We start from the raw sequence: 23008 nt of genomic DNA, 5'->3' as shown, positions 1-23008 counted from the left end.
GTGTAGCAAATAAGTGTTACCTAATGCAACATTTAGGGGTTTTCGACAGGAGGCGTCTCTCCGGTTTCCTCATTGTCCGGTGTTGAGACCGGAGAGACCGTGCGCTCTGGCATGGACTTGATATACACATCCTGCTGCGGATAGGGAATGGTAATACCGGCTTTCTTGAAGGCACGCCAGATCGCGACATTGATATCCGAGCGCACCGGCATGAAACCATTGGCCGGGTCAGCGATCCAGACTCTGACCTCCAGGGCAATGCCACTATCAGCAAACTCGGTCAGGCGTACCGACGGCGGCGGATCCTTGAGCACCCTGGGAGATGCGAATGCGCAGTCCATCATCAATTGCATGGCCTCTTCCGGGTCGTTGTCGTAGCTGATCTGCACTGGCACGGTGACCCGCACATTGGGATCAGCATAACTCCAATTGATCACTTCCGATGTGATCAGGTTCTCGTTGGGTATCAGGGTGTCTACACCTTCCCTGTTACGAACCACGATATAACGGGCATTCAATTCCTGTACCCAGCCGAATTTGGTACCGATGGTAATAATGTCGCCGGGCTTGATGGAACGATCGAGCACCAGGATGAAGCCACTGATGAAGTTGGATGCGATACTTTGCAGGCCGAAACCGAGCCCCACACCCAGTGCACCACCAAAAATAGCAAGCGAACTCAGATTGATACCAACGGCGTTCAGGGCCAGCAGGAACGCCAGCGTTAGCAGCAGGAAGCGACTTAGTTTGCTGACACCGACCTGCATGCTGGGGGAAATTCCCGGTACGCGCGCGACCTGTCGATTGATGAGGTCGGCAATCCACACCGCCAGAATAAACGCGAACACAACAATGAACAGGAGCTGGAATGTCGACAATACCGTAACGCGGGTCTCCCCTATGGTCAGCGCCATATTGTCGAGCAAGACCAGCACGCCCGGCAGCCAGCCAAGCAGATGCATGATGACGACGGACCAGACCAGCAGCACCAACAGGTTTTCTGATGAGCGCAAAACGGGGTTCAGAGTAAAAGATTTACGCAGGATATAAACACACAGGCGGATCAATGCCAGCGCCGCCAGGATTGGCGCAACAAGCTCAAGGATGGCAGTCGGGATGGCATAATTTCTGAGAATACCGGTGGCCAGCAAGATAAACACAAGCGCAGTCAACGGCCAGATGATCCGTTGTGCTCCGCGCACGGCCATGTGCCTGAAGCCGCTGCTCTGCGTGTCGTTCTGTTCCAGTACTGCCTGCAAGCGGGCATTGATCAACGCTGCCAGGGCGAGCGCTGATGCCAGCACCAGGCACTGCCACCAGTAATCCGGGTTTTGCAGGGTTGTCAATAATTGCTGAAATCTTTCCCGCAGCATCTCTTGCATAGTCGGTTTCTTGATAAGCGCAAATTAGTTTGCCTGAGACGCAAGCATAACTATCATCGTTGTCCAATAACAGCGAAAATACCGGGTCATGAAAGCACCGCATCCTTTATTTGATACACTGGACAACATGCCCAATCCCTGGCGTGAGCCGCCGGTTATCAACCCCGCCCTGTTGGCAAGTTGCAAAAAGCCGTTGCCGGACAGCGCCGTCGAGGATTATCGCCACGCCTGTGAATTTCTTTACAGTTACCGCGGCAGCCCGGACACCTTCAGCGCCTACCGCCGTGAGCTGGAGCACTTTCTGCAATGGGCCTGGCTGATTGCCGGGTTGTCATTGCATGAAATTCAGCGTGAACACCTGGAGTCCTACGTGGAATTCTCCCGCCAGCCTCCGGACACCTGGATCGGACAGAGTCAGGCGCCGCGCTTCATCGAGCGTCAGGGTGATCGTGTCGCCAATCCCGACTGGCGACCTTATCAGGTGTCCGCAGGGCAACCCTATTCGCTGTCCCAGTCGGCGCTGCAGGCCATGTTTGCGGTAATGAGCAGCTTCTTTAACTACCTGGTTCAGGAGAATCAGTTGCCTGCCAATCCGGTGGCGCGTATCCGGCAGAAAGGCAAATTCCTGCGTAAGCGACAAGGGCAGGACAAGATTCGTCGCCTGTCTCAGATCCAGTGGGATGTGGTGATAGAAACAGCGCAGGAAATGGCCGACAGGGATCCCGATACGCATGAACGCACGCTGTTTATCATGACGGCCCTGTTTGCCATGTACCTGCGGATATCTGAACTGGTGGAGACTGAGCGCTGGATCCCCCAGATGGGTCACTTTCAGCGCGACCTGGAAGGCAATTGGTGGTTTCTGACCGTCGGCAAAGGCAACAAGGAGCGCGAAGTGTCGGTCAGCGACGCCATGCTGCAGGCCTTGCGCCGTTATCGCGAATCACGTGGGCTATCCGCCATGCCGTCACCCGGGGAGGCCACACCGCTTGTGCACAAGACACGCGGCAAAGGTGGTATCACCAGCACCCGGCAGATTCGCAGCATTGTACAGAAATGTTTTAACCAGGCTGAATTAAAGCTGCGCTCTGAGGGGTCTGTTGAGGAGGCTGATCGGCTGGCAACGGCCACCGTGCATTGGTTGCGGCACACAGGGATTTCCGAAGATGTGAAGCACCGGCCGCGAGAGCATGTGCGTGATGACGCCGGTCACGGATCCAGTGCCATCACTGATCGCTACATTGATGTGGAGCGCGCAGAACGGCATGCCAGCGCCCGCAACAAGCCTGTCACTAAATAACACAATTACACATGCATTTAACTGATAAATTCGATAGTGACCTTGACTTGATACGCTAAACCGTAATATCAAGGTTCTGAAATTCAGGCATTAAATCGTGCGAGGTATGACGTTGAATACTGCGACTCATGAGTTCAAACCGGCGACTGGCCATCAATTGTCGGCGAAAGTTTTGCCCGGGGTTCAGCTCAGGCTGCTAGCAGCCTTTGGTCTGTCCCTGCTGTTGGCATGGATGATGAGCAGCCCGTTGTCCGCACAGGAAGATGCCGGGGCGCAGCTCAGCGCTGTCGAGCAGGAAGCTGCCGATTCTGTGGCCGCTGAGGAAGAATTGCGCGAGTCCCTTGATGTTGACAGCCTGTACAGGGCAATGGCGCCGGAACCCATTTACGGGCGAACGGCGATAGAGCTGCTCCGGGAATTGGAAACCAAACATTATTCGCCTGTCGTCTTTGACAATAACTTTTCCACAGAGGTATTTGATAACTATATAGATGTGCTTGATGGTTCGCGCCTTTACCTGACCCAGTCCGACGTCGATGAAATCAACGACATGCGGCAGTCGATGGATGACAGCCTGAAAAATGGTGACCTCCAGCCTGCCTATGAAATCTACAATCTTTACCACCGGCGCGTTCTCGAGCGTCTGGTGTGGACTGTTGAATTTGTTGAAAACGAGCTTGATTCGTTTGACTTTACAGTAGACGAAGAGCTGATCATTGATCGCGAGGACGCGCCCTGGGCCACGTCTGTTGAGGAACTGGATGAATTGTGGCGACGGCGCATCAAGAACAGCACCCTGAGCCTGTCATTGACTGGCATGGACATGGAGAAGGTCGAAGAGCGGTTAAGCAAGCGTTACCGTAATCAGCTGACTCAGGTCGCCAAGACCAATGAACGTGACGTCTATCAGGCGTACATGGCGACTGTTGCCCGTACCGTAGATCCGCATACCAGTTATTTCTCGCCCCGCGATTCGGAAAATTTCAACATGGGTCTGCGCGGATCATTGCAGGGTATTGGCGCGCAGCTGACCTCTGAAGACGAGTACACCAAGGTTGCTGAATTGATCAAAGGCGGACCGGCGGAGCAAGCCGGGGAACTCAAGGCCGGTGATCGCATTATCGGCATTGCCCAGGGCGACGACGGTGAAATGCAGGATGTGATCGGTCTGCGCCTGGATGATGTTGTTGACCAGATCCGTGGCGAGAAAGGCACAATCGTGCGCCTTAACGTGTTGCCTGCTGAAGCCACCAGCGAAATAGGTGCGCGTGAGATTGTCATTACCCGCGATACAGTAGAACTGTCTGAGCAGTTTGCCCGCAGTGAGGTGCTGGAAGTTGATATTGATGATGATCTCTACCGTATCGGTGTGATCACCCTGCCCTCATTCTATTTCGATTTTGAAGCCGCTTCAGCGGGCCTGACTGACTACAGAAGCTCCGCTCGGGATGTACGCGCGCTGCTGGAGGAGCTCAAGCAGGATGACGTTGAAGCAGTTGTTGTGGACCTGCGTTACAACGGCGGTGGTTCGTTGAACGAAGCCAACGAACTGGTCGGTTTGTTTATTGAATCGGGTCCGACCGTGCAGATTCGCTACTCAGGACAACGCAATGGTTTCGTGCGCTCTTATGGCGATGCCGACCCTGACGTTGTTTATGATGGCCCTCTTGCGGTGCTGGTCAATCGCGCCAGTGCATCGGCCTCGGAAATTTTTGCCGGTGCCATCCAGGATTACCAGCGTGGTGTTGTGCTCGGTGGCCAGACCTTTGGTAAAGGCACGGTGCAGGAAATCATTCCGATGGACTATGGGCAGGTGAAGCTGACCCGTTCCAAGTTTTATCGCATCTCCGGTGCCAGCACCCAGCATCGTGGTGTGTTGCCGGACATCGAGTTCCCGGACCGCTACCAGGCCATCGAAAGCATGGGCGAAAGCAATCTTGATGGCGCCCTGCCCTGGGATACCGTCCGTCCTGTTGAGTACAAGTCCTACCATCCCCTGCGTCAGGTCATTCCCGAACTGCAGGCCCGGCACGAACTGCGGGCGGAGACAAATCCGGACTTCATCTATCTGAAAGGTACCGTTGAACGCATGATCGAAGCGCGTGAGCGTAAAACCATTCCGCTGAACAGAGAGGTGCTGAAGGCGCAGCGTGATGCTGACCGGCGCGAAGCATTTGATGCCAACAATGCTCGATTGCAGGCCAAGGGCTTGCCCCTGGAAATCTGGCGTGAAGAAGAGTCTGGCGATGAAGAGTCCGGTGACGACAGCGAGAACGAAGAATTGGCTGCCCTGGATGAGGAATCGGACGCCGATGAGGAGAAAGAAGAAGACGATCCCCTGCTGTTGGAAAGCGGTCGCATCCTGGTCGATATGGCAGAGCTGCTGGGTAACCCCATGACGGCCGCCCATGACGCGACAAGTGTGCGCGCAGCGTTGAATACGCTGGAGCTGTCTGAACAGTAATTCGTGGGAACACAAGCGCAAAAAAAACGGGAGCTCTGGCTCCCGTTTTTTTTTACCTCAGCGAATGGCGCTTAACGCCACTGATAAGCCTGTGCCTGACTGGATACCAGCTCAACCAGATCGCCCATGGCCGCATTGGCATCAATCAAATGCAAGCCCCAGCCTTCATTGATGCTGCCATCCGGATTCATTACATCACCGCTGACAGTGTCTGTACGCCCATCATCCGGGTCCGCATTAACCGTGATCTGCAGATATGAAAATGCCTCATTGCTCACACATTCGGCGCTGAGTAGTCCGGGCACACTGACAAAGGGTGTGGTGATATTTGCGCCTACAGTTGTCCAGGGAGAGACATCTGAAGACGAAAACCCTTCCGGTGACACATTGCTGAGATAGGCGTCCAGTTCATTGCTGCCTTTGGCCAGCTGCGCCGGATTGGTACACGCGCTGACCGTGCCGTTGCCGTTGCGTCCGAACAGGGCGGTGGCAGGCGGCGGATTGGTGTCGCGGTAGGAGGCATAAGTGACGATACAGCCGGTCTGATCTCCATTTTCACATAACGGCATGTGCTGGAAAGTGCCGCCAACGACCTCACCTTCAGGGACCTGAATGGTGGTGCCCAGCAACATGGCTGAAACGATCTTGTCCTGTACGTCTTTGCCTTCGATTTCATTCACGATCAGTCGGGTCAGGACGCCCGCGCCTTGTGAGTGCCCTACCAGTACAACACCCCGGCCTTCGTTGTGATTTTCAAGATAATAGTTCCAGGCATCCACGACGTCCTGATAACCCAGTTCACGATCGGGCGTCAGGTCTGAGTTCCCGGTCATGTTTGCGCGCAGAGCGGTCAGCGTCACCTGCCGGTACAACGGCGCGAAGGTTTTGCACTGTGAGCCCATACGGGCAAACTGACTGCGCACAACATTGTATTCTTCCGGGCCAGCAATCATGTCACTGTTGGCGCTTGTATCCTGCGAAACTGTGGGGTAAACATAAAAGCAGTCGATCGGGGCAAACGGATTGTCAGACCAGGGCTCCAGCCGGACGCTACCGTCCGCATTGACGATCGTTGTACTCATGTCGACTTCACAGGCACGTGAATTGCCAGGAATACACAGCCAGTTGCTGGTGTCGGAGTAGTCGACGGCGTCGGCCGCATGCACAGACTGAGCCGGCATCATGATGCTGCCCAGGCCGAGCACCAGAGCACCCAGGCTTGTACCCTGCCACACGCGTTTTTGATTTGTCATTTGAATTTCATCCCCCTTGATGTATAAGAATTCCACCTGTCCAGCATAAGTCAGTGCTTGAGCGCAAACAAGTTATGGCAACAAGCGAGTGCCCGGTTTTCGGTCAGCGCCTGATTTTTTAAGCTCAAGCGCCTGTCATGACTGGGATTTTGTTGCATAAGCGGTTAAAGTTGGTCGAGCACTCAGATGAGCAATGACAACTTCCCTACAGGATAGCCCGACAGATGACAGCGTCTCGCCCAAGCCCCTCTTTGCTCCTCTCCATCGTACCCCTGCTGGTATTGTTTGCCCTGCTGGGATACAACGTCGCTGTCTATGGCGATGACTCACTGAGCGGCGCCAACCAGAGTGCCCTGATCATCGCGGCCGCCCTGGCGGCGGCACTGGGGCTGTATCGGGGCGAGGCCTGGTCAGATATTCAGGACAAGATCATCGACAACATCAAGGCCGCAACCCCGGCGGTTCTGATTCTGCTGATGGTCGGCGCGTTAACCGGTAGCTGGCTGATCAGTGGTATCGTGCCAGCGATGATTTACTACGGTCTGCAGGTTTTCAGTCCAACGTTTTTTGTTGCCAGTGCGTGTTTGATTACGGCAATTGCCGCGGTGGTTATCGGCAGTTCCTGGTCGACCTCGGCTACGCTGGGGGTTGCCCTGATGAGCATCGGCTACGCCATGGGGCTCAACCCCGGGCTGGTGGCGGGCGCGATTGTATCAGGTGCTTATTTTGGCGACAAAATGTCACCCCTGTCGGATACCACCAACCTGGCGTCGGGTGTCAGTGGTGTTGATCTGTTCACGCATATCCGTTATCTCAGTCTGACGGCCTTGCCCTCCATCATTCTTACCCTGCTGGTCTATTTCATTCTTGGGTTATTCATGGGCAGCGACGTTGCTGATGTTAACAACACTGAGCAGTATCGCATCCTGATTGACGACAGGTTCTGGGTGTCCCCATTGCTGTTACTGGTGCCGGTGGGCGTCATCTTTCTGATTGTGAAAAAAGTTGCGGCGCTGCCGGCCCTGTTCATGGGGGCGCTGGCCGGGGTGATATGCGCCGTGTTGTTTCAACAGCCGGTACTGGCTGAGCTGGCGGAATCTACCGGTGGTCTGTATCAAAGTGTCATGCAGGCACTCTATGGCAGTACCGCGATCGTATCGGGTGACGCCGTGCTGGATGATTTGCTCAGCACCGGGGGTATGGCTGGTATGCTGAACACGATCTGGCTCATTCTGTCGGCGATGGTGTTCGGCGGAACCATGGAAGCTGGGGGATTTCTGGCCAGGATCACCAGTGCCCTGATCAGCCGTGTACGTTCGGATGCCGGACTGGTGACAGCCACAGGCGCGACCTGCGCAGTGACCAATGTGTCGGCCTCAGATCAATATCTTTCCATTGTGGTGCCGGGTCGAATGTTTACTGAGGCTTATCGCAAACGGGGCCTGGCACCCCAGAACCTGAGCCGGACGCTGGAAGATACCGGCACGGTAACATCGGTACTGGTGCCCTGGAATACCTGTGGTGCCTATCACGCCAGTGTGCTGGGCGTGGCGACACTGGCTTACGCGCCGTGGGCATTTTTCTGCCTGCTCAGCCCGGCCATGACTCTGTTCTTTGCCTGGGCGCAAATCCGGATTGCGCGCGTGGATGAAGACCTGGATTCAGATGCTGTCATGAAAGTGTCGTCTTGACGTCGCAGACTCGACAGTCAAACACCTGATCGAGGACGTTGTATGAAACCTGTTATGCCTGCCCTGCTTGTCGGCGTGCTGATGTTACCGCTGACACCTGCCGTCAGTTCCGCCGCCGAACCTGATCTGCGCCTGAATCATGTTCAGGTACTTGGCAGTCACAACAGCTATAAACGCCTACCTGCCGACAGACTTGTGAGTCTGCTCGATTCGTATCGCGAGGGCTGGGCCGACAGCATCCATTATGAGCATCGACCGCTACAGGAACAACTGCAACTGCTTGGTATCCGGCAGTTTGAGCTCGATGTGTTTGCCGACCCTGAAGGCGGTTTGTTTGCAGAACCGGCTGGCGGCATGCTGATAGATGATCCCGAACTGGTCACAAATCGCACAGTGCTGCAGATGCCTGGTCTGAAAGTACTGCATTCCCAGGACGTCGATTACCGTACCACCTGTCTGACTCTGGCGGCATGCCTGACGGCAATACGCGACTGGTCTGTGCAACATCCGAGACATCTGCCGATCATGGTCATGCTGGAGCTGAAAGACGCGCCCCGGCAGGACTGGGGGCCGTTGAACTACACAACCCCACAGGTATTCGATGCCAGCAATATCTTTACCGTCGATGATGAGATCTGGCAGGTGTTTGCGCGCGATCATGTCATCACCCCGGACGACGTTCGAGGTAGTCATGCAACATTGAACCAGGCGATCATGACGGACGGTTGGCCAACTCTGGCTGACAGCCGTGGCAAAATACTTTTTGCCCTGGACAATACCGGCCGACACCTTGGGCATTACCTGTCACGCTCGGAAATACTGGCTGAGCGCGCCCTGTTTGTCAGCGCTGAACCCGGCCATCCGGCTTCTGCCTTTCTTAAAATGAACAATGTGATTGCCGACGGTGAAGCTATCAAGGAGTACGCTGCGCAAGGTTATCTGATCCGTACCCGCTCTGATGTGCCTACTCAGGAAGCGCGTACCGGCGACACCACCCGGCGTGACCTGGCGCTGGACAGTGGCGCACAATACGTCAGCACAGACTACGCAGAACCCTCCCCGTTTGGTTCCGGGTATCAGGTGGTGCTGCCCGACACCGATGGCGTTGCGCGTTGTAATCCGGTTAGTGCGCCACCGGCCTGTCGCAATGCCTATCTGTCGGAATAATTGAAAAGCTAGCGAACCAGGTGCTTCAGACTATCCCGGGCGCTGTTTCGAATGGATACCCAGTCGCCTGCCGCGATGCTGTCAGGCTGCAGCATCCAGGACCCACCGACACACAGAACATTGGGCAAGGCCAGGTACTCACTGGCATTACCTGCATTGATGCCGCCGGTGGGGCAAAAACGGATTTCCGCCATCGGTCCGGATAAGGCTTTAAGCAGTGCCGGACCACCGCAGGCCGACGCCGGGAACAACTTGAAGCAGTCAAAGCCCAGTTCCATACCGCCGAGCACCTCGGAGGCGGTGCTTACGCCGGGTAAAAAAGGAATATCCAGAGAACGTGCGCATTCAGCCAGGGCGCGAGTCAGGCCCGGGCTCACAGCGAAATCAACTTCAGCATCGGCAACTGCCTCCATGTCCGACACTGTATTGACAGTACCGGCGGCAACGCTGAGCCCTGGCAGTGCTTTTTTCACTGCCGCTATGGATGCAAGCGCGGCTGACGTGCGCAGGGTTATTTCGACGGCAGTAATGCCGGCATCAAACAGAGCCTGGCTTATACCCACGGCCTCTTCTTCCGAGTTCACCACCAGCACGGGCAAAATGGTTAACTGACTGAGTTGTTCGCGCATTTGCCACATCTGTAAATGACTCCTGGACTGTGTTTTTGCCTGCTATTTGCCTGGCATTTGCCCACTATTTGAAAACCGATGCGCCATCGTGCGCAACACTGGCTGCCTGCCGAAAGGTTTCGAAAAGACCGCGACCAAGACTGTTGGGGAGCATCGCTTCCGCGGGGGCAAATATCGCATTTTCGCGGGCATTCAGGACATCGTCATCCAGCAACACATCAAGCTGGCCCGTGCCGGCGTTCAGCAACAGGGGGTCGCCGTCACGCAGCCTGGACAATGGGCCACCATCAAGCGCTTCCGGACTCATGTGGATAGCCGCAGCGACCTTGCCAGAGGCTCCGGACATGCGTCCATCGGTGACCAGCGCGACCTGAAAGCCCTGATCCTGCAGCGCGCCCAGGCAGGGCGTAAGCTGGTGCAGTTCCGGCATGCCATTCGCTTTGGGGCCCTGGAAACGCACTACAGCGATAACATCCTGTTGTAACTCACCGGCCTTGAACGCTGCCACCATGTCATCCTGACTGTTGAACACCCGGCATGGTGCCTTGATGTGCTGGTGTGCCGCTTTAACCGCCGAGGTTTTTACCACCCCCTCGCCAAGATTTCCATGAATCAGTTTAAGTCCACCCTGTGCTGAAAACGGTTTGTCAGCTGGTCGCAGTACGTCGGGCAGATGTGATGGCTTGTTGTGCTCGACCCACTGCACTGTGCCACTGGCGGTCAGAATGGGTTTTTTTGCATACATCGCCATGCCCTCGCCCATCAGACTGCTTACCTGCTCGTTTAGCAGCCCGGCTGAGCGCAGTTCCCTGACCAGATAAGCCATGCCCCCGGCTTCCTGAAAGGCGTTGACATCCGCTTCGCCGTTCGGGTACACACGGGCCAGCAGTGGCGTTACATGTGACAGCTCATCAAGGTCCTGCCAGGTCAAAATAATACCTGCGGCACGTGCGATGGCCACCAGATGCAGGGTATGGTTCGTTGACCCGCCACTGGCGAGCAGGCCAACCGCGGCATTGACCAGAGAACCCTCGCATATCAGTTCGGTTAACGGGCGCGGCTTCTGGCCTTGCACGGTTGCCGCCAGTACCCGATACACTGTTTCCCGGGTCAGTGCCTCACGCAGCGGGTCATCCGGGTTGACGAAGGACGCGCCGGGTAACTGCACGCCCAGCATCTCGACCATCACCTGATTGCTGTTTGCCGTGCCATAAAAGTTACAGGTACCAGGGCTGTGGTAAGAAGCAGACTCTACCGCCAGCAGCTCATCGCGATCTGCATTGCCCTGGGCATAGCGCTGACGGACTTCGGCTTTGGTTTTATTAGGGACACCCGGTCCCATAGGGCCGGCAGGAATGAAACCAGCTGGCAAATGGCCAAACTGCAAAGCACCGATCAACAGTCCCGGCACAATCTTGTCGCAGACACCCAGGCATAAAATGCCGTCAAAAACATTGTGGCTCAGGCTGACAGCCGTTGCCATCGCAATCACTTCACGACTGAACAGGCTGAGCTCCATGCCCGGCTGCCCCTGCGTAACACCATCACACATCGCCGGCACACCACCTGCCACCTGGGCGGTGCAGTTAAGTCCGCGCGCGGCAGCTTTGATAATATCCGGATAGGATTGCAGAGGCTGATGCGCCGACAGCATGTCGTTGTACGCAGTGACGATGCCCAGGTTTGATGTTTTCATGCCCGCGATAGTGGTTTTGTCGGCGGGCTGACAGGCAGCGAATGCGTGGGCGATATTGCCACACGACAAGGTCTTGCGCGGCGGGAACATTTCCATGGTCCGTTGCGCGTTCTGCAGGTAGGTCTGACGCAATTGATGACTTCGCGTTCTGATTCGTTCGGTGACCTGTTCTACGGTTGTATTAAGAGTCTGGGGCATAATAGATCTCGGTTAACGTTTGACTGTCGTGCAGCACTGCCCTCACCGGCATATCTTCGACCGGGCCCGGCGTGAACGCATTTTCCAGAACGTGTCGTTTTGCCTCTCCGGTGATATAGAGAATGCGCTGCTGCGCGGACAGTAGTGTATTCAGGCTCAATGTCATACGAGCACAGAGTTTGGCGTCACCCGCCTGCGGCATGGGTGATGTATCTCCGGTCTGCGGTTGAATGGCACAACAAACATTCCGGCAATCAGCCGAAAGTGCGCGATCCAGCCCCGCTGCGCCGGGAAACAGGGATGCGGTATGACCATCAAGCCCCATACCCAACAGGACCAGGTCAAGCGGCAGAATATGTCGCGCGAGGATACTGCCAAGGTTTTGTTCTGCTGCAAAAGCATCTGTGTTCGACGTTTTCATACCGATAAAATTCGCCCCGCTGGCGTGGTTCTGAATCAGGGTGTTCTTGATAAACCTGGCATTTGACTCAGGGTGCATCTCGTCGACCCAGCGCTCATCAACAAGGCTGATGTTGACCGATTGCCAGGGTAGCACCTGTCGTGACAGCGCCTCATACAAGGACTGTGGTGTGCTGCCGCCTGACAGTGCGACGGAGGCCTTGCCGCGCTCCGCAATCAGTCGATTCAAGGACAGGCTCAGTCGTGACGTCAGATCATGTACCAGAGCGTCCTGGTCATCGTATTCGTGCATTTCCCACACGTCGTAACTCCTTGGCTGCAGATCAATCCTGCCAGCGTCTGCCATCTCGTGCAATCAGCGCTATGCTGTCGGCGGGACCGTTGGACCCGGCCACGTAGGGCAGTGATTTTTGTTTATGCTGTTTCCAGCCGTCGGCGATGTCATCAACCCATTGCCATGCGGCCTCGACCTGATCAGCACGCATGAATAAAGTGGAATTCGAGCGCATGACATCAAACAGTAACCGCTCATAGGCTTCGGGTACCCTGCGTTCGGTAAATGCTTCGGACAAGGACAGATCCAGAGAGACATTTTCCATCGGGAAGCTTTCGTCGAGCCCGGGCACCTTGTTCAGCAGATACAGGCGGATTCCCTCTTCCGGCTGTAGCTGAATGACCAGGCGATTGGCGCTGTTCTGATGTGCCTGATCCGGGAAAATGGCATGTGGCAATTTCTTGAACTGCACCACGATTTCGCAGAAGCGGCGCTGCATGCGCTTGCCCGTGCGCAGGTAAAAAGGTACGCCAGCCCAGCGCCAATTGTTAATGGAGGCTTTGATGGCGACAAACGTTTCGGTATCTGATGCACCGGTGGCGTCAGCTTCCTTCTGGTATGACGGTACCGAACGATTGTCAACCGTGCCTGCTGAATACTGTCCGCGCACAGTATGATCAGTGACATCCCTGCCGGTCAATGGCGCCAGACTGCGCAATACCTTGAGCTTTTCGTCGTGCACCGCGCGGGCATCCAGTGAAGCCGGTGGTTCCATCGCCAACAGACATAACAGCTGCATCAGGTGATTCTGCACCATGTCGCGTAATGCACCGGCCTCGTCATAAAACGGCCAGCGGCCACCGGTGCCTATGGTTTCCGCGGCCGTGATTTGTACATGATCAATGTAGTTGTTACTCCACAGCGGTTCGAACAGCGAATTGGCAAAGCGCAATGTCAGCAGATTCTGCACTGTTTCCTTGCCCAGATAGTGATCAATCCGATAGATTTGATGCTCATCAAAAATATCGGTCAGACTGTTGTTGATGTCGAGGAAGGTTTCGCGGCTGCTGCCCAGGGGTTTTTCTATGACCAGGCGCATATTGTCCCGCACCAGGCCGACGGCCCACAGCGACTGGCATATGGGCGCAAAAATACCGGGGGGTGTGGCCAGATAGGTCACCAGGTCCCGGCCGGGATCTGCAAATGCAGTCCGTGCCAGTGCTGCCAGTTCTGCTTCGTTACTGGCATCCAGGGTGTGGTGTGAGAGTCGTTTGTTAAAGCGCGCCCAGGTTGCAGCATCGAGCTTTTTGCCACCCAGTTGCTCAATCAGCATCTGCCGGGTTTTCTGGGTGAATATCTTTGCTGTGTGTCTGGTGCGGGACACGCTGACGATGCGCAGGCAGTCAGGCAGGCATTGGTCCAGATCCAGATGGTAAAGTGCCGGATACAGTTTGCGGAACGCGAGATCTCCATCGCCGCCGATTATCAGAAAATCACAAATCATTCACAGCTCCGTCAGTCCACTTGTACAATCGTCCTGCTTTTCTCTGGAACAAGCAAGCTTCTTGCCACATAGTGGACTGACGGCACTGATCAGGCGTTAACAGACATCGCGCCTGCTAATCTGAGTCGGCCGCAATCAGAACCGGCCGCGAATACCCACGATGACGTTGCGGCCGGGCAACGGCGCGTAGTCACGCAGATAGGATGTTGCCACGCGGGCGTCTTCATTGCCCAGGTTACGGCCCTGGACAAAGGCTTCCATCGTGCTGCTGCCGACATCGAACTCATAGGCAACGCGGAGATTGACCATGGTGTAGCCGGGCGTTGCTGTCTCCAGTGCGGGCACTTTGTCCTGTTCCATCATGCGATTAACATCCAGACCGCCACGCCAGCCGCCCAGATGCCAGTCCACACCGGTGCTCACACGTTCCGGTGATATGCGCGGCAGGTAACTGTTGTCGGCCAGTTTTGCGTTGACCCGGTCGTAGCCGGCATGCAGATCAAAATGGCCCCAGTCGCTGGTGAACAGTTGCCACACGCCCTGCACTTCCATACCGGTGAACTCGGCGTCCTGTTGCTCCGTTTCACGCACCGGGAAACCAAGCGCTTCTTCGTCTGTGGTCGCCAGATAGATAAAATCGGCGACATCCTTGCGGAACACGCTGACTTCAAAATCAAAGAAATCCGAATGACGATGTAATGTCAGATCCCATGCCTTGGCGGTTTCTGTGCGCAGACCGGCATTGCCCTCTTCATAAGTAAAGGTGGCCAGGTGCGGGCCGTCGGCAAACAGTTCGGTTTGTGATGGTGCGCGTTGTACCCGGGAAAAGTTAACGGATGCCTGCCAGGTGTCGTTGAATTCGTAGATGCCGCCGATACTGCCGGACACATTGCGGAAGGTGCGGCTGTCTCCGTCAGCGAAAGCGCCGTGGTCATCATCATGATCGTCATGATGTTCATCTTCGTGCTCTTCTTCATGCCCATGCTCATCTTCATGGTCGTCATGGGCCGTTTTTTTCATCCGGGTGTTTTCAAAACGTGCACCAAGACTGAGCGTAAAGGCGTCGAATTGACGTTCCTGAAGCACAAATACGCCGACAGATCGGGTGGTATTGTCTGGCACGAAAGCTTCGGCACCTTCTGCTTCAAAGTCTTCCCGTTCAAGTTGCAGGCCGAACGCGCCCTCCCAGCCCCAGGCCGGTGCGGTTTCAAAAGACAGTCGGCTTTGCAGGGTCTGCACATCAAATACCGTGCCTTCGCCATGTCCATGTTCATCGTGCTCGTCTTCGTGACCCTCGTCTTCGTGGCCCTCGTCGCCATGCAGACCTTCGAGCTCGATTTCGCTGTGTGTGTAATCGTTATAACCGACTCGAATCGTGGCTTTGTTAATGCCACGCATGGGAGACATCAACCCGCCTTTTATATCCCAGCTGCGTTGCTCCATGTCGATATAGGCGAACTCTTCTTCCTCGCCGTGCTCCTCCTCGCCATGTTCTTCGTCAGCGTGCTCTTCCTCTTCGTGGCCATGCTCTTCTTCTGCGTGGAAATGCGGCGCGGGTATCCCATACTCGGAGTTGTAAGCGCGGAACGACCCGCCGATGAAACCGCGGTCACCAATCCAGCTCAGACCTGCGGTGCCGGATTGCGATTCAACAAAGCTGTTGAACAGCCGGTTGCTGTCGCTGTGTTCGTCGTCATGGCCCTCTTCATGACCCGCTTCATCGTGGTCTTCGTCCTCATGAGCATGATCATCGTGGCCGTCGTCAAAACGTGCTTCACCGGGAATGCGATAGTCATCGGCTTCCCGCCAGGAGCCATCCAGATGCCACGCAATATTGCCGGCGCCACCATCAAGCCGCAGCACACCGCTGCGCTCATCGGCGACATTATCCCCCCTGACCTCAAAACGCCCGCTCAGAGGTTCTTCGGCGCGCTCCTCCGGGATGCGACCATCGATGATGTTGACGACGCCGGCCGAGGCCGATGAGCCGTACAGCAAGGTCGCCGGCCCGCGCAAAATTTCAATCTGGTCAATGAGCATGGGATCCACCGTGACGGCGTGATCATCACTTTGCGTTGAAGTGTCGGCTGTCGCCAGACCGTCTTCGAGAATGCGAACGCGGGGGCCACCCAGGCCACGAATGATGGGACGGCCAGAGCCGGCACCATAAAAGCTGGACTGTACACCCGGTTGCTGTTGCAGGGTTTCGCCCAGTGTCATGCCGCGACGATCGGCCAGGTTTTCGCCTGTCATTACGTCAACGGGCTGGGCTGATTGCAGCCGGGTTCTGCCCAAAGGCAGAGCGCGCACAACAATTTCTTCAACATCGGAGTAATGCAAAGAGCCACTATCGTTATTCTGTTCTGTCTGGGCGCTGGCGCCGCCTGCGGCGAGTGTCAGCAGAGCTGAACTCATCAACGCGGGAATGATGATGGATAATTGTTTACGGCTGACGATCATTGTTACGGCTCCATAGATTAGCTAATATGATATAGCATATCATATTCGGATGGATGGGCAAGTCTCTATGGGGAAGATTTTCAGGAACTGGGGTAAATAACGCAGCCCAAAGACGTCAGATAAGGGCTTACCACATCAAATCGTCAGGTACCGGATAGTCCTTGTATGGATCATCGTCTGATAGCGCATTCTGTTTATAGTCGGCAATAAAAATAACTGCTTCCTGGAAACGCTGGCCAATTTTATCGGCGATGTTTCTGGGCACCAGAACGTATTTGTCGTTATCCGAGCAAACCGCCAACTGACCTTGAGCAAGCTGATTCTGTTGCCTGGCACTGACATGCAGCGACTTGATCTTGTTGCTGCGGGGATCATTAAAATTAAAGCGTATTTCCCCGTCAGCTTTGATGCCGCTGTGCTCGAGCATTTGCCGAACCTGCGCACGCATGGCTTTTGTGTTCTCGGTAGCCAGGCGCTGCTGATTGAGAATCCGGTCACGCTCCGCTTTTTCTGCTCGCTCTTTCGCCAGCCGTGCCTGAGTCTCATCCACCGGGGGTTGCTTGAGTTTCTGCTGGGCGCGGGTCTGCTTGCGCTTTTCCTGTTGCGCCTGCTTTGCTTTTTTCTGATCTACCAGGCCTGCGCCCAGCAACTGTTCTGCCAGTGATTTTGTCATCTTCGTGTCCAGGCTAAAAACGTGGTCTGTGTCGGGTCAGGACGGAGAAAGCATGCAGTTCCTGACCGCCTCTTGACCGCCTCTAGACTACCTCAAACCGTCAGCAATAGACAACGACGCCTGCTGCCGGGCATTTCAATACGGGCGGATTGTGAGTATATTGCGCTGACAATATGCTTTCAGGAAATCAATATGATTTGGCGAAATTGGGTTGCTGTTGGTCTGTTCTCCGTCGGTTTGTTGCAAACGTCGCTTGCTTGCGCCGAGACTGAGATTGTCGGCTTGCCTTATGCCCGCAGCGTTATCGAAACCACGGGCTACCAGGGTAATCTGCTTGTTTACGATATGAACGAAGGTCGTTATTTTGCGGCTTTTACTGACGATGTCGAGCAACAGCATATCCCCGCCTCCACCTTCAAGATCATGAGTTCACTGGTTGTGCTGGAGGCAGGCGCTGTTGCGGATGCGGATACGGTATTGGCATGGGACGGTGTGACCCGGTCACGTGCGGAAACCAATGCCGATATGAGCCTGCGCTCGGCATTTCGGTTGTCGTCGGTACCGCACTACCAGGCAATGGTGCGCCAGGTTGGTGAGCAGGCCATGCAGGCGGCTATTTCAGGTGTTGGTTACGGCAATGAAGATATCGGGGGCGGCATTGACCAATTCTGGTTGACCGGGGATCTGCGTATTTCGCCGGCACAACAGATTAATTTACTGCAGCGGCTGTACCAGGATGAACTGCCCTTCTCCACTCAGACAATGCAAACAGTGCGGGATATCATGGTGGTGGAAAACACCCCTGACTATGTGTTGCGGGCGAAAACCGGTCTGGCCGTTGGTGACGAAGAGGAATACACCGGCTGGTGGGTGGGCTGGGTAGAGCATGGTGATAATGTGACCTTCTTCGCTACCGTGTTGACTGCAACCGCACCGGATTCAGGTTTTATTCCGGCGCGGTTATCAGTAACCAGGGATGTGTTGCGCGAACTGGGGGCACTGCCTTGAGCCAGAAAGTAACTTAATGTTTTAGTAGAACCCTGCCGGACACGTTAGTTTTCCGGATCCCATGCCAGCTTGTAGCGGAAAACGTACTGAACATTGGGTACGGCTACTGGCTCGCCATCTCTCATTCGTGGGCTGAACCTGAATTTCCGGGTGGCTGCCATGGCGCTGTTATTAAATATGTCGGCCGGTTCGGCATCCACCACGGCGATGGAGTCCTCGTCAATTGTGCCAGCCGCATTGACGGTAAACCTGACATGTACCCAGCCTTCAACGCCTCCCTCGGCCGCCACTCTCGGGTAAACCGGCTGCTCGTTATGCAGTGGCAACATTTCTTCGTTGACGGCTCTGGTTGCCGGCGCCGGTCGTTGTTCCTGGGCCGATAACACCTGAGTTGCACCCAGCACACTGAGCATGCCTGCCGACACCAGGGTTAACAGCACGGCGGTTTTTCTGATTTCCTTTTTGACGTCTGACGCTTGCATTTTGTTCTCCTCAAGCACACGGCTTATTCTGTTTGTTAACGTGTTTTGATCGAGCATGGTTTGCATCAGCGGATAGCTGCTGCGCTGGGTACGCCGGGCATGGAGACAATGAGTCGCCACGCCCAGCAGACTTTCGGCATAGTCGGTGTCGCTGCGCCCGGCATTCAACACGGCAGCGTCACAACTGTTTTCGGATTCTTCACGTAAATGTCGTACCGCACGCCATACCAGGGGGTTCATCCAGTATAGGCAGGCCAGCCCGTAGGCAAACAATGTTGTCAGCCAATCCAGCCGTTTGATATGACCAAGTTCGTGCAACAGCACATCGGTCATGATGGAGGTATTCCAGTCAGCAGACTGTGTCGGCAGGAGGATCGTTGGCCTGATCAGTCCGAATGACACCGGTGACTCAATCACGTTGCTCAGGCGCAATTTCACATCTCGTGATATTGACAGGGTTTGTTTCAGAGTGCCGAGCAACATCATTGTCGACGCTTCATCGACCGGTCGGGCGTGCTTGAAAATGCGTTGTGAACCGATCAGTGCGTAAATCAGCCGGGTCAGCATCAGCGCAGCAGGCAGCAGGTAAAGCATGAGCAGCAAAGCGCCCGCACTGACCCCCGTAGTCGGTTCCGGCGCCCGGTTAACCACGGTCAGCTCTATCAGGGTGTTTGCGCCCCCCTGCCCGCGCGCAGCGATTTCAGGTAACAGCGAAATCAGCGCCGGTAACCACGGCAGAATTGCCAGACAAAAAAGACTGCTCAACCACAGCAGGTGACGACTGCTGCTGCTCAGTTTTCGGCCCAGAGCAAGGTCAAGCAGTAAAAATGCCAGCAGCACGACGACTGATTTCAGTGCCAGGTCGATGGCTAATTGCAACAAGGGAAACTGATACAGCGCTGTTGCCAGCAATTGAACTGTATCTGTCATCCAGCTCAGACTGTTCATGGGGCGCACCTGTTATTGGTTCTGTTTTTTTTGATTTTTACGCGTTTGAATCATGGTCTTGAGCTGATCCAGCTCTGTGTCTGTCAGGTCATCAATGGACATGTCCAATAATGAGTTCACGGCCAGATAAGGGGAGTCTTCAAAAAAAGTTTTGACAACGTTACCCAGCGCGGACCGGGATGCCTTGGCGCGTGCCACCAGTGGGAAGTACACATACTTGAGTCCGCTTTCACGGTGATCGGCGTGACCTTTTTCCACCAGCTTGCCTAACAGTGTGCGTACGGAAGAATAGCTGGGTGCATCCTCCATGTTGTCCATGACATCTTTTGCGCTGGCGTTGCCGAGTCGATAAAGGATATCCATTATCTGGCGTTCGCGTCGGCTGAGCTGGTCTGGGCGGGTCATTGGGGCACCTTCAGGTTCGTATGTTAATTATTGCACTGTGTTAAAAATATAACACTATGCGATTAAAATAACATACGAACACTAAAGGTCAAGCACTTTGTGCTAATATTTTAACAGCTGCCAGGGCAACATATTCAGGCCATCAGTCGTAAACCACATTGCGGATAACCGCGTCATAGTCATTGACACCCCGGCGGAACGCTGCTTCGGGCACGCGCTCATCATTACCGTGTACCCCTGTGTGCTCGCCGTCATCGGTAATCAACGGGTTGAAACCGTAACTGATAATACCCAGGTCACGGGTAAAATGGCTGTCGGTAAAACCGGTGCTGACTGAGGGCAACACACGCGATCCGGGGTGTAGCTCGCCGGTCACGTTCTGGATTGCCTCATACAATCGGGAGTTGGTGCTGGAGATAGCCGGTGTAAATGCCATGATCACATCAACAGTCACTCCGGTATGCTCCACCAGCGCCGTCAGTTCTTCAACGAACTGCTCTGCAGGTTTGTCCGGCAGAATTCTGCAGTCGAGTTCCGCCCAGGCTTCAGGTGCTACCACGTTAATCTTGTTGGAGCTCTCCATGCGCGTCATCGAGCAGGTATCGCGGGTCAGCGAATGATGGCCGGGGCGGCGTTCATGCAGTCGTTGCATGAATTCGGGGTTCTCAACGGCCCGACGAATATCGGCATAGTCCTCGGCCCAGTCCGGGCCCTGAGCCAGCGACATGCCTGCAAAGTATTCTTCGACCGGCGGAATGATACGCGGCGGGAAGGGATTCTCGATCAGCGTGTGTAACGCCCGGACTATACGTGTCATTGAACTGGTTGTCCGTGGTGACGAGCCGTGCCCGGGTTCGTCTATGGCGGTCAGTCGCAGCCAGACGGGTACTTTTTGTGTCACCTCAACGCCAAAAACAATTTCGCCGTCACTGCGGCTGCCACCACCACCTTCGTTAAGCAGAATACCGGCACCGTCAAAAATGTCCGGATGGTTGTCAATCAGCCAGCCGACACCAAAGGCACCGCCTGCCTCTTCATCAGCGGTGGCGAGAAAGATGACGTCACGGTTCAATGGTTCACCGGAGGCATGCAGATTGAGGAAAGCAACCAGTTGCGCGATGCCCAACCCTTTCATGTCCCGGGTGCCGCGTCCATAGATATAGCCGTCACTGAGATTGCCGGACAGCGGATCAAACGACCAGTATTCGCGATCTGCCGGCACCACATCTGTGTGCTGTAACAGAATCAGCCCCGGCTCATTGCCACCCGGCAGACGGGCCCAGATATTGCCGCGCCCCGGCGCACTTTCGGCGGTTTCATATTCGATACCCGCTGCCTCGAATATACGTGCGTAGAACTCAACAGCGCGGTATTCATTACCGGGCGGATTGATGGTGTCGATTTGCACGAATTCCTGTAGCCACTCGACGGCCTGGTCACCCAGATCGGGGACAGTCTGGGCGCTGGCAGAGGCGGCCGACGTTAGTAATGCAGCAGCGAGTAAGCATTTTCTGAAAATCACGTTGAGCTCCTGGTTGACGGTTGTATGCCTTATTGAGCCTGAGTATAGAGCAATTGGTGCTCAGATTGTCGATAACCTGATGCTCTAGCATTCACTGAGGCTGATCGGAATATTGACGGCCAGGCCGCCGTCTGACGTTTCCTTGTAACGACTGCTCATATCCTGCGCGGTTTCCCACATGGTTTTAACCACCACATCCAGTGACACTTTGGCGTGCGACGGATCGCTGTGCAGCGCGAGTTGGGACGCTGTAATGGCTTTGATGGCGCCCATGGTATTGCGTTCGATACACGGTACCTGAACCAGGCCACCGATGGGGTCACAGGTCATACCCAGGTGATGTTCCATGGCGATTTCCGCTGCCATCAGACACTGTTCAGGATTACCGCCCAGACATTCGGTCAACCCGGCTGCGGCCATGGCTGAAGAGACGCCTATCTCGGCCTGGCAACCGCCCATGGCCGCTGAAATTGTCGCACGTTTTTTGAAAATGCAGCCCACCTCCGATGCTGTGAACAGGAAACGGGTGATCAATTCACTGTCCGGGGCGGTATTATTGAATTGTTTGTTGAAAGTGATCAGGTATTGCAAAACGGCTGGGATCACACCGGCAGCGCCATTGGTGGGCGCAGTGACGACACGAGCGAAGGCGGCGTTCTGTTCATTGACTGCCAGGGCAAAACAACTGACCCAGTCCAGCGTATAGGCAAAACCGTCACCATTGTCACGAATCGCCTGGCGCCAGCCTTCGTAGTCATTGTAATCAGCCGCTTTCAGCAAGCGTTGATTGAACAGGGACGCACGCCTCATGACCTGCAGGCCGCCCGGCAATATGCCATCGGTGTGACAGCCTTTGAACATGCATTCACTCATGACCTGCCAGATTTTCATGACAGCGTCTCTGGTCTCGGTATCACTGCGCCAGGCTCTTTCGTTTTCGGCGACCACGCCGGAAATTGGCAATCCGGTTTCGCGGCACCAACGGGACAGTTCGGTAGCAGACTCGATGGGGTACGGCAGCGGTTCCCGGGCGCCAATGCCTTTGCTGTTTTCGTTCTCCTGCACAACAAAACCGCCGCCAACCGAAAACCAGGTTTCGCTGAGATTGCTGCCGTCATCGAATGATGCACAGAACTCTATGCCATTCGGGTGAAACGGCAACATTTCCTCCTTCAGAAAAATAATGTCCTGCTCAGGGTTAAACGGCAGCTTGTGTTGAGCGTTCACGCACAGGATTTTTTGTTGGCGGATACATCTGATGGTGGGTCCGATTTGTTCGATGTCACAGGTGACGGGGTCTTCACCAGAGAGCCCCATCATCAGCGCGATATCAGTGCCATGACCTTTGCCGGTCTTGGCAAGCGAGCCGTAGAGTCTGACTTGCAGGGATCTGATTCGGGGCAGATTATCGGCAACGTTCGCGATAAAGCGCGCTGCGGCATGCCAGGGCCCCAGCGTATGCGAACTGCTGGGGCCAACGCCAATTTTGAAGATGTCGAGAACGGACAGGGATTCCATATCGCGCTCTGCCT

The 23008-nt window shown here is 55.3% G+C and carries 17 protein-coding genes; 5 read left to right on the top strand and 12 right to left on the bottom strand.

The features are described 5' to 3' along the window. Positions 1-32: 32 nt before the first annotated feature. Positions 33-1382, bottom strand: coding sequence for a mechanosensitive ion channel family protein (locus WD071_RS01990; RefSeq protein WP_368046614.1), 1350 nt, complete (start codon positions 1380-1382; stop codon positions 33-35). 88 nt (positions 1383-1470) lie between these two features. Between WD071_RS01990 and WD071_RS01985 the strand changes: the two genes are divergently transcribed. Beyond that, entirely contained in the window at positions 1471-2682 is a 1212-nt protein-coding gene (locus WD071_RS01985; protein WP_368046613.1) for a tyrosine-type recombinase/integrase, read from the top strand. A 112-nt stretch (positions 2683-2794) separates the two neighbouring features. Beyond that, positions 2795-5146, top strand: a complete 2352-nt coding sequence (locus WD071_RS01980) for a carboxy terminal-processing peptidase (protein ID WP_368046612.1) — start codon at positions 2795-2797, stop codon at positions 5144-5146. 71 nt (positions 5147-5217) lie between these two features. Here WD071_RS01980 and WD071_RS01975 read toward each other — a convergent pair whose 3' ends face one another. After that, positions 5218-6399, bottom strand: coding sequence for a DUF3089 domain-containing protein (locus WD071_RS01975; RefSeq protein ID WP_368046611.1), 1182 nt, complete (start codon positions 6397-6399; stop codon positions 5218-5220). Between the two features lie 224 nt (positions 6400-6623). Here WD071_RS01975 and nhaC point away from each other — a divergent pair, with 224 nt between their 5' ends. Both nhaC and WD071_RS01965 read left to right on the top strand, forming a co-directional pair. After that, on the top strand, positions 6624-8090 hold the full coding sequence (gene nhaC / locus WD071_RS01970; protein WP_368046610.1) for a Na+/H+ antiporter NhaC: 1467 nt from the start codon (positions 6624-6626) through the stop codon (positions 8088-8090). A gap of 42 nt (positions 8091-8132) precedes the next feature. Then, complete coding sequence (locus WD071_RS01965; RefSeq protein WP_368046609.1) at positions 8133-9257, top strand: phosphatidylinositol-specific phospholipase C1-like protein; 1125 nt, start codon at positions 8133-8135, stop codon at positions 9255-9257. Between the two features lie 8 nt (positions 9258-9265). Here WD071_RS01965 and eda read toward each other — a convergent pair whose 3' ends face one another. The 6 genes from eda to WD071_RS01935 form a co-directional block, all read right to left on the bottom strand. Then, the gene (gene eda, locus WD071_RS01960) at positions 9266-9895 is read right to left on the bottom strand and encodes a bifunctional 4-hydroxy-2-oxoglutarate aldolase/2-dehydro-3-deoxy-phosphogluconate aldolase (RefSeq protein WP_368046608.1); all 630 of its coding nucleotides are present in this window, start codon (positions 9893-9895) and stop codon (positions 9266-9268) included. Positions 9896-9950: 55 nt separating this feature from the next. Next, positions 9951-11780, bottom strand: a complete 1830-nt coding sequence (gene edd / locus WD071_RS01955) for a phosphogluconate dehydratase (RefSeq protein ID WP_368046607.1) — start codon at positions 11778-11780, stop codon at positions 9951-9953. Next, positions 11764-12492 carry a 6-phosphogluconolactonase gene (pgl, locus tag WD071_RS01950; RefSeq protein ID WP_368046692.1) on the bottom strand — a complete coding sequence of 243 codons (729 nt, stop codon included), beginning with the start codon at positions 12490-12492 and terminating at the stop codon, positions 11764-11766. The genes edd and pgl overlap by 17 nt, the downstream gene beginning before the upstream one ends. 31 nt (positions 12493-12523) lie before the next feature. Then, complete coding sequence (zwf, locus tag WD071_RS01945; protein WP_368046606.1) at positions 12524-13978, bottom strand: glucose-6-phosphate dehydrogenase; 1455 nt, start codon at positions 13976-13978, stop codon at positions 12524-12526. Positions 13979-14113: 135 nt separating this feature from the next. Continuing rightward, a complete protein-coding gene (locus tag WD071_RS01940) occupies positions 14114-16438 on the bottom strand; it encodes a TonB-dependent receptor (RefSeq protein ID WP_368046605.1) in 2325 nt (774 codons plus the stop codon). A gap of 127 nt (positions 16439-16565) precedes the next feature. Then, positions 16566-17111, bottom strand: coding sequence for a DUF2058 domain-containing protein (locus WD071_RS01935; protein ID WP_368046604.1), 546 nt, complete (start codon positions 17109-17111; stop codon positions 16566-16568). Positions 17112-17303: 192 nt separating this feature from the next. Between WD071_RS01935 and WD071_RS01930 the strand changes: the two genes are divergently transcribed. Beyond that, a complete protein-coding gene (locus WD071_RS01930; RefSeq protein WP_368046603.1) occupies positions 17304-18119 on the top strand; it encodes a penicillin-binding transpeptidase domain-containing protein in 816 nt (271 codons plus the stop codon). A 44-nt stretch (positions 18120-18163) separates the two neighbouring features. Here WD071_RS01930 and WD071_RS01925 read toward each other — a convergent pair whose 3' ends face one another. The 4 genes from WD071_RS01925 to WD071_RS01910 all read right to left on the bottom strand — a co-directional run bounded on the left by WD071_RS01925 (position 18164) and on the right by WD071_RS01910 (position 22994). Further along, positions 18164-19549, bottom strand: coding sequence for a TonB family protein (locus WD071_RS01925; RefSeq protein ID WP_368046602.1), 1386 nt, complete (start codon positions 19547-19549; stop codon positions 18164-18166). A 12-nt stretch (positions 19550-19561) separates the two neighbouring features. After that, on the bottom strand, positions 19562-19954 hold the full coding sequence (locus tag WD071_RS01920; protein ID WP_368046601.1) for a BlaI/MecI/CopY family transcriptional regulator: 393 nt from the start codon (positions 19952-19954) through the stop codon (positions 19562-19564). Positions 19955-20096: 142 nt separating this feature from the next. Beyond that, a complete protein-coding gene (locus tag WD071_RS01915) occupies positions 20097-21476 on the bottom strand; it encodes a M20/M25/M40 family metallo-hydrolase (RefSeq protein ID WP_368046599.1) in 1380 nt (459 codons plus the stop codon). Between the two features lie 84 nt (positions 21477-21560). Next, positions 21561-22994 carry an L-serine ammonia-lyase gene (locus WD071_RS01910; RefSeq protein ID WP_368046598.1) on the bottom strand — a complete coding sequence of 478 codons (1434 nt, stop codon included), beginning with the start codon at positions 22992-22994 and terminating at the stop codon, positions 21561-21563. Positions 22995-23008: the final 14 nt, after the last annotated feature.

Origin of the sequence: Pseudohongiella sp., from assembly GCF_040877505.1 — a bacterium.
Lineage (GTDB): Bacteria > Pseudomonadota > Gammaproteobacteria > Pseudomonadales > Pseudohongiellaceae > Pseudohongiella.
Note: the sequence above shows the minus strand (reverse complement) of the source record. Positions and strands in the feature narration are given on the sequence as shown.